Source organism: Haladaptatus sp. W1, assembly GCF_001723155.1.
Classification (GTDB): Archaea; Halobacteriota; Halobacteria; order Halobacteriales; family Haladaptataceae; genus Haladaptatus; species Haladaptatus paucihalophilus.
On record NZ_MEIH01000382.1, the window covers coordinates 1 to 6,314 of the forward strand.

Genomic DNA, 6,314 nt, shown 5'->3' on the forward strand with positions numbered 1-6,314 from the left:
TCGAACACCTCGCTCACACCCGGTCCGGAGAACAGGTCGTAGAGTTCGTGCGGCGTGACGTTTTCGCGGCACATCCGTTCCAGTACCAACCGCTCCGTCTCGATGCGCTCGGGAAAGAGGTCGGTCACGACGTCTCCTCCGCGCGACTCGCCTCCCACTGTTCGCGCGTCACGGTGAATCGGTGGGAGTCGCGCACTTCGTCGCCGTCCGGCCGCCGGTTCCGGAGGATACCGTCGTACTGGCCGCCGTGCGCTTCGACGTACTTCTCGATGGCGCGGCGGGACTTCTCGTTGCCCGCGAGGTGTTCGATTGCGACGAGTTCCAGGTCGAGGCGGTCGAACGCCAGTTCCATGAGCGCACCGGCGCGTTCGCCGGAGTAGCCGCGACCCCAGAACGGCTTTCGGAGCCACAAACCGAGCGCGCCGGTGCGGCGCTTCCAGTCGATGTTCAACCCGGTCGTCCCGGCGATTTCGCCCGCGCCGTCTTCTCCGTCTTTGGGCCTGATGACGTACTCCGCGCCGGTCGCCTCGTTTCTGTTTTTCTCCGCCCAGTCGATGAACTCGGTCGTCTGCTTCGGCGTAGCGTGCGGGTCCCACGACAGGTGTTCCGTTATCTCGTCGATGTGCGGCGCGTCGTGGGCCGTGTGCTGATACAGTTCGAACACGTCCACGTTCTCGTGGGTGATGGCCTCCAGCACGAGACGGTCCGTCTCGATTCGCTCCGGGAACATAGTTCGAAGGAAACGACAATCCGAGAAAAGGTTTCGGTGAGTGTGAAGTATCCCTGCACGGTACGAAAACTCCGGCACTGCGGGGAGGTGACCGACGTTCAGGGTCAGAGTTGTGTGTTCGCACATCTCACAGAGTTCCTAATCATCTTGGACTCGTATCGTATGTACATGACCCGCCAACAGCCGCCCCGGTCGGGTGCGGTCGAACTGGTCTTCTCACTCCACGACGATCGGTGTTTCTTCATCGCCGCGTCCGAGCGCACGGGTGGCGAGTTCGTCGGCGAGCGGGCGGTTCATCGGGCGGACGGGAACATGCTCGAATTCTTCACCGTTCGAGGTGTGCGACCCACAACCGTGCTCGACGTCGCCGCCGACCTTCCGATGGTTCGGGAGGCCAGAGTCGTGAGCGAGCATTCCGACTCGACGTTGATGGAATTCGTGGTCAGCGGCCCGTGCGTGGCCGCGACGTTGGCGGATACGGACGCCGTGATACGGGACGTGCGGGCCGACGACGGCAACGCACGAATCGTCGCGGACGTTTCGCCACACGGCGACGTCAGAACGGTCGTAGACCGGGTTTTCGAACGCCACGAGGGTGCTCGACTCCTGTCCAAGCGAACGCTCGGGGATACCATTCCGGGCCTCTCGAACACGTCGCACAACGCACACCTGACGGCGGATTTGACGGACAAGCAACTCGCGGCGGTGGAGGTCGCAACGCGGGAAGGATACTTTTCGTGGCCCCGCGAGAGCACCGCCGCCGAGTGTGCGACGGTGATGGGCGTCTCCCAACCGACCTTCAGCCAACACCTTTGGACGGGGCTGGAGAAATTGCTTCGCTCCCTGTTCGAAACCGACGAGGAAGTATCGGACGACGGCTTGGTGAACGATACCACGTAGCGAACCGTTCAACATAGGCGACGCCGTGAGGTGGCTCCGCTCCCAGACTACATTACCGAGACCGACGCTTCGACCAAGAGTATCGAGTCGGTCGATTCAACGATGCATGCTACAAATCCACACCGCGAATCCATGAACCGACTGCACGGTAGCGAATCGATCAGCCAACACGTCGTATTCGAGGTGGCCGAGCAGGCGAACGTACAACCGAACGAACTCCCGCCGTTGTACGATTTCATCGACCCCGACGCACTCGATACGGTGGTCGCCAGCAATCCCGACCTCGAACTGTCGTTCTCGTTCGCCGGATACAGGGTGACAATCGACGGCGAGGACTCGATTCAGGTCCGAGAGGACGACTGACGGGAGCGCACCAATAGGCCGTTCTTCGTTCCCCGCTTTTCGCTGTTGTCTCACCTCGTGGAGCGACGCGAACCGCGGCTTCGGATATCCATCGTCTCGGCCGTCCATCGCTTTTGCTCGCTCGTCGTTTCGGCCGTTCGTCGCCGTTCGAGTGGCAAGAAACGTCGAGTTCGAATCGGTCGATATCGCTGCTGCGGTGTTCGGGTCCGAATCGTTAGGTTTCGGTGTGGGCTTCCTTCCGACTCGTCATCTCCTCGGGGTGGAGGTGATAGAAGTCGAACGTCACTTCCCGCGAGTCGCGCTCGAACAGGTCCACAATCGGGATAGCGACCCGTTGCATCCCCCGCGTCACCTCCGAATCGATGTCCGCCTTCGCCACCTCGTCTAACTTTCCAGTGACGACCACGCTCTTCCACCCGTCGTCCGTGTGGTCGTAGGTGACGAACGTGACCGGGCGGTCAACGACCTCCGTTTTCTCGCTCCCCGGAGCGAGCGCGAGACGGAAATAGAAGTGCGTCTCGGCCGCGTCGTAGCCGTACGACACCGGCACCGAGTACGGCGATTCATCGATACCAGACGGGAACGAGATGACGCCTGTTCCGCCGCTCGTGAGAAACTCGTCCCGCTCTTCGTCGTCCATTCGGACGGATTCGATGTCCCCCATGACAACCGATATACGACGTGCTGGTGGAAAAAGGTGAGTGGTAGTCTGAATCGAATTATCGGACTCCAATTTCACCCTGTCTTTTTGACAATTACACTGATGTACGTCGTGACATACGTGCTACGTATGACCGACAACCCATTTCACGTCGTAGACGTGTTCGCCCGGGAGCGGTACGCTGGCAACCAGCTCGCGGTCGTTCACGACGCGGCGTCGCTGACCGACGAGGAGATGCTGGACATCACCCGCGAGACGAATTTCTCCGAGGCGACGTTCATCGATTCCCCGGAGACGCGGGACGGCGGGTACGACGTCCGCATCTTCGACCCGGCGGAAGAAATCCCGTTCGCGGGGCACCCAACGCTCGGCACGGCGTTCGTCATCCGGGAGTTCGTCCGCGACGACAGCCCCGACGAACTCACGCTCAATCTCGGGGTCGGCCAGATACCCGTCCACGTCGAACGGGACGAGGACGGCACCGAATCCTTCTGGATGCACCAGATTCCGCCGACGTTCGAGCGGACCTTCGACCACGCGCTCGCGGCCCGCGTCCTCTCGCTCGACGAGGAAGACGTCGATACGGAGTTTCCCGTCCAGCTCGTCTCGACCGGTCTCCCGACGCTCGTCGTGCCGCTTCGGTCGCTCGATGCGGTCCGTCGGGCGGAGACGAATCACGAACCCTACTACGAGGACCTCATCGAACCGCACGGAAACATGAACGTCGTCCTCTTCGCGCCGGAAACGGAGGCGGATAACGACCTTCACGCCCGGGTGTTCGCCGACTGCGCGGGGGTTCCCGAGGACCCGGCGACGGGGTCTTCGAACGGCTGTTTGGCGGCCTATCTGGTCGAACACGGCTACTTCGATTCGGACGACATCGACGTGCGGGTCGAACAGGGGTACGAGATGGGCCGACCGTCGCTCCTCCACCTCCGCGCTTCGAGGACGGACGAGAACATCGACGTGCGAGTCGGCGGGCGCGTGATTCCGGTCGCCGAGGGTACCCTGTTGTAGCGCCCGGCGGAAAAACAGGTGCTGAAAACGGTTCGAACCGCGCGGTCGTTAGTCGGACGATACGCCGCCGGGAACGCCCGAGCGGTCGCCGAACAGTTGGTCTTTGGTTGCGAGCGCGACTCGAACGAGCGCGAGCATCACCGGAACTTCGATGAGCGGTCCGACGACCGTCGCGAGGGCGACGTTGCTCCCGATACCGAAGACGGCGACCGCGACCGCGATGGCCAACTCGAAGTTGTTCGAGGCGGCGGTAAAGGCGAGGCTCACGCTCTCGGTGTACTCGAAGCCGAGAAGCGCGCCGAGACCGTATGCGATGGTCCACAATCCGACGAAAAATAGCAGGAGGGGAATCGCTATGAGGACGATCTGGTCGGGGTTCGAGACGATGAAATCCCCTTTCAGAGCGAACATCACGACGACGGTGAACAGCAACCCGAGCAAGCCGAACGGGACGATTTTCGGGATGACGCGCTCGTAGTACGCTTCTCGGCCCATCGTGCGGAACGCGACTTTTTGCGCGACGTATCCGAGTGCGAGGGGGAGACCGAGGAAGACGAGGACCATCTGCGCGATGAGAACGCGCCGAAGTCGAGGACCACGGGGTCGCCGTACTCTATTTTCCGGTCGCCGTGACCGTGGTGGGGTTTCGCACCGTTCGGGCCGGACCCGACGATGGTGCCGAAGGCGGGGTCGTCGCCGCCCGCGTCGGCGAGTCTGGACTCGATTTCGGCCGCGAGTTCGGTTTCGGTCATGCCGATGGCGTCCTCGCCGAGTTCCCGGATTTCGACGCTGGCGCGGTCCGCGACCTCGCCAGCCGTCCGCAACGCCTCGATTTCGGCGTCGTCCTTGCGCATTCGGAGCGGTTCGAGCACCTCGCTCGCCAGTCCGAAGGTCGCGTCGGGGAGCGCGCGGCGGAGGTCCTGGGTGAACAGCGCCCACATCGTGTCGTCAACGAGGAGGTGGCCGCCGTGGAGGTCGAACTCGTCGGCGACGTCTTTCACGAGGGAGAGCGGGTCGTCGCCGTCGCTCCACGTCCGCACGTCGGAGACCCACGACTCCTCGGCTATCTGCTCGCCGTACATATCGGGGACGACAAAGGCGGGGTCGCCGTCCTTCGGGACGAACAGGAAGAGATGTCGTTCGGCGGGGTGTTCCTCGAACCCGGAGACGTAGAACAGGTTCGTGCTGGGAAAGAGGACGAGTGCGTCCGCATCGGCCGTCTCCAATCGCTGTTGACTCCGGCGAGTTCGTTCCGCGAAAGCGTTCGGCATGGTTGGACAGACGTAGCAGACGGGGTAAAAGTTCACCCCCTCGGCAACCTCGTCGGTATCGGACGACGGACCGAAAAACGAGACGGACGACGAACGGCGGAGAGCGGGCACGGTTGCACAGTCGAAAAACGGTTCCTCGGAACGAAGGTCGGGCTACACCGCGTCCGGGCCGCGTTTCCCGGTTCGGACCTGACAGGCGTCGCTGACGGGGAGGACGAATATCTTCCCGTCGCCGGGTTCGCCGGTACAGGCGGCCTCGCGGATGGCTTCCACGACGTCTTCGGCGGGGGTGTCGGCGACGACGCACTCGATTTTGACCTTCTGGTGGAGGTCCACGACGTACTCCTCGCCGCGCCATTGGCTCTTCGTCGCGGGTTGGCTACCCCGCCCAGAGACGTTCGTGACGGTCAGACTCGGCGCACCGGCTTCGACCAGCGCTCGCTTGACGTTCTCCAGTCGAGCGGGGCGAATGATGGCCACGACCATCTCGATTCCGGAGTCGGCGCTCATTTGTTCTCACCTCCGTCCGCCAGTGCGGGGCCGTCCGCGGTCCCAGTCGGGGAACCGCCGCCGGTTTCGTCGAACGATTCGACGAATTCGGGGTAGGCGACGATGCCGTGTTCGGAGCTGTCGAGTCCGGTGTGTTCTTCCTTCTCGTCGACGCGCAGGCCGACGGTCACGTCGGCGAGCTTGAAGATGAGGGAGGTCGTGACGAGCGTCCAGACGGTGATGACCGCGATACCGAGGGTCTGCATGGTGAACTGGGCGAGCGAGAAGCCCGATACGGCGAAGACGGGAATGAGCCACGTCCCGATGGCACCCGCACTCCCGTGGACACAGAATACGCCGCACACGTCATCGACTTTGAGCGTATCGACGACCCAGCGGTAGACGAGCGGGACCTGCACGCCCGCGATGAGGCCGAGCGCGATGCCGCCGAACCACGTGACGTGCGGAACCGCACCGGTAACGGCGACGAGGCCAGCGAGCAGGCCGTTTGCCGTGAACAGCGGGTCGGGCTTGCCTTCGAGGTACGTCGTCGTCAGCGCGGCGGCGACCGCGCCCGCACCCATTCCGAGGGTGGTGTTGAGCGCGACGCGGCCGAGCGTGGCACCCGCGAACTGGAGAGCACCGTTCTCCACGGAGAGAACACTCGCCTGCGTCCCGACGTTGAAGCCGTACCAGCCGAAGGCGAGGATGAACGTGCCGAGCATCACGAGCGTCAGCGAGTGGCCGGGAATCGGAACGCTGTTGCCGTCCTTGTCGAAGCGACCGCGACGAGGGCCGACCATGTACGCGCCCACGAGTCCGGCGATGCCGCCGAGCATGTGAACCACGGTCGCGCCCGCGAAGTCCATGTACCCGACGCCAC

At 63.4% G+C, this 6,314-nt stretch carries 8 protein-coding genes and 1 pseudogene; 3 read left to right on the forward strand and 6 right to left on the reverse strand.

The annotated features are described in order from the left end of the window. Positions 1-124 precede the first annotated feature (124 nt). Entirely contained in the window at positions 125-730 is a 606-nt protein-coding gene (locus BG842_RS23435; RefSeq protein ID WP_069452690.1) for a GNAT family N-acetyltransferase, read from the reverse strand. Positions 731-898: 168 nt separating this feature from the next. Between BG842_RS23435 and BG842_RS23440 the strand changes: the two genes are divergently transcribed. Beyond that, complete coding sequence (locus BG842_RS23440; RefSeq protein WP_254663422.1) at positions 899-1,630, forward strand: bacterio-opsin activator domain-containing protein; 732 nt, start codon at positions 899-901, stop codon at positions 1,628-1,630. 30 nt (positions 1,631-1,660) lie between these two features. After that, positions 1,661-1,993: a HalOD1 output domain-containing protein gene (locus BG842_RS23445; RefSeq protein ID WP_254663423.1), complete on the forward strand. Its 333-nt coding sequence runs from the start codon at positions 1,661-1,663 to the stop codon at positions 1,991-1,993. A 214-nt stretch (positions 1,994-2,207) separates the two neighbouring features. Here the strand turns inward: BG842_RS23445 and BG842_RS23450 are convergent, their stop codons facing one another. Further along, complete coding sequence (locus BG842_RS23450; RefSeq protein WP_069452692.1) at positions 2,208-2,657, reverse strand: pyridoxamine 5'-phosphate oxidase family protein; 450 nt, start codon at positions 2,655-2,657, stop codon at positions 2,208-2,210. Between the two features lie 126 nt (positions 2,658-2,783). Between BG842_RS23450 and BG842_RS23455 the strand changes: the two genes are divergently transcribed. Then, on the forward strand, positions 2,784-3,671 hold the full coding sequence (locus BG842_RS23455; protein WP_069452693.1) for a PhzF family phenazine biosynthesis protein: 888 nt from the start codon (positions 2,784-2,786) through the stop codon (positions 3,669-3,671). Positions 3,672-3,719: 48 nt separating this feature from the next. Here BG842_RS23455 and BG842_RS23460 read toward each other — a convergent pair whose 3' ends face one another. From BG842_RS23460 to BG842_RS23475, 4 genes and pseudogenes are all read right to left on the reverse strand, one after another. After that, positions 3,720-4,235: an arsenic resistance protein gene (locus BG842_RS23460; RefSeq protein ID WP_254663424.1), complete on the reverse strand. Its 516-nt coding sequence runs from the start codon at positions 4,233-4,235 to the stop codon at positions 3,720-3,722. A 17-nt stretch (positions 4,236-4,252) separates the two neighbouring features. Continuing rightward, a pseudogene (locus tag BG842_RS23465) lies at positions 4,253-4,942 on the reverse strand (M24 family metallopeptidase); the annotation flags it as partial. A gap of 153 nt (positions 4,943-5,095) precedes the next feature. Beyond that, the gene (locus BG842_RS23470; RefSeq protein ID WP_007980604.1) at positions 5,096-5,452 is read right to left on the reverse strand and encodes a P-II family nitrogen regulator; all 357 of its coding nucleotides are present in this window, start codon (positions 5,450-5,452) and stop codon (positions 5,096-5,098) included. Then, positions 5,449-6,314: ammonium transporter (locus BG842_RS23475; RefSeq protein ID WP_394327499.1), on the reverse strand; the 866-nt coding region annotated here is incomplete at its 5' end. The genes BG842_RS23475 and BG842_RS23470, both read right to left, overlap by 4 nt.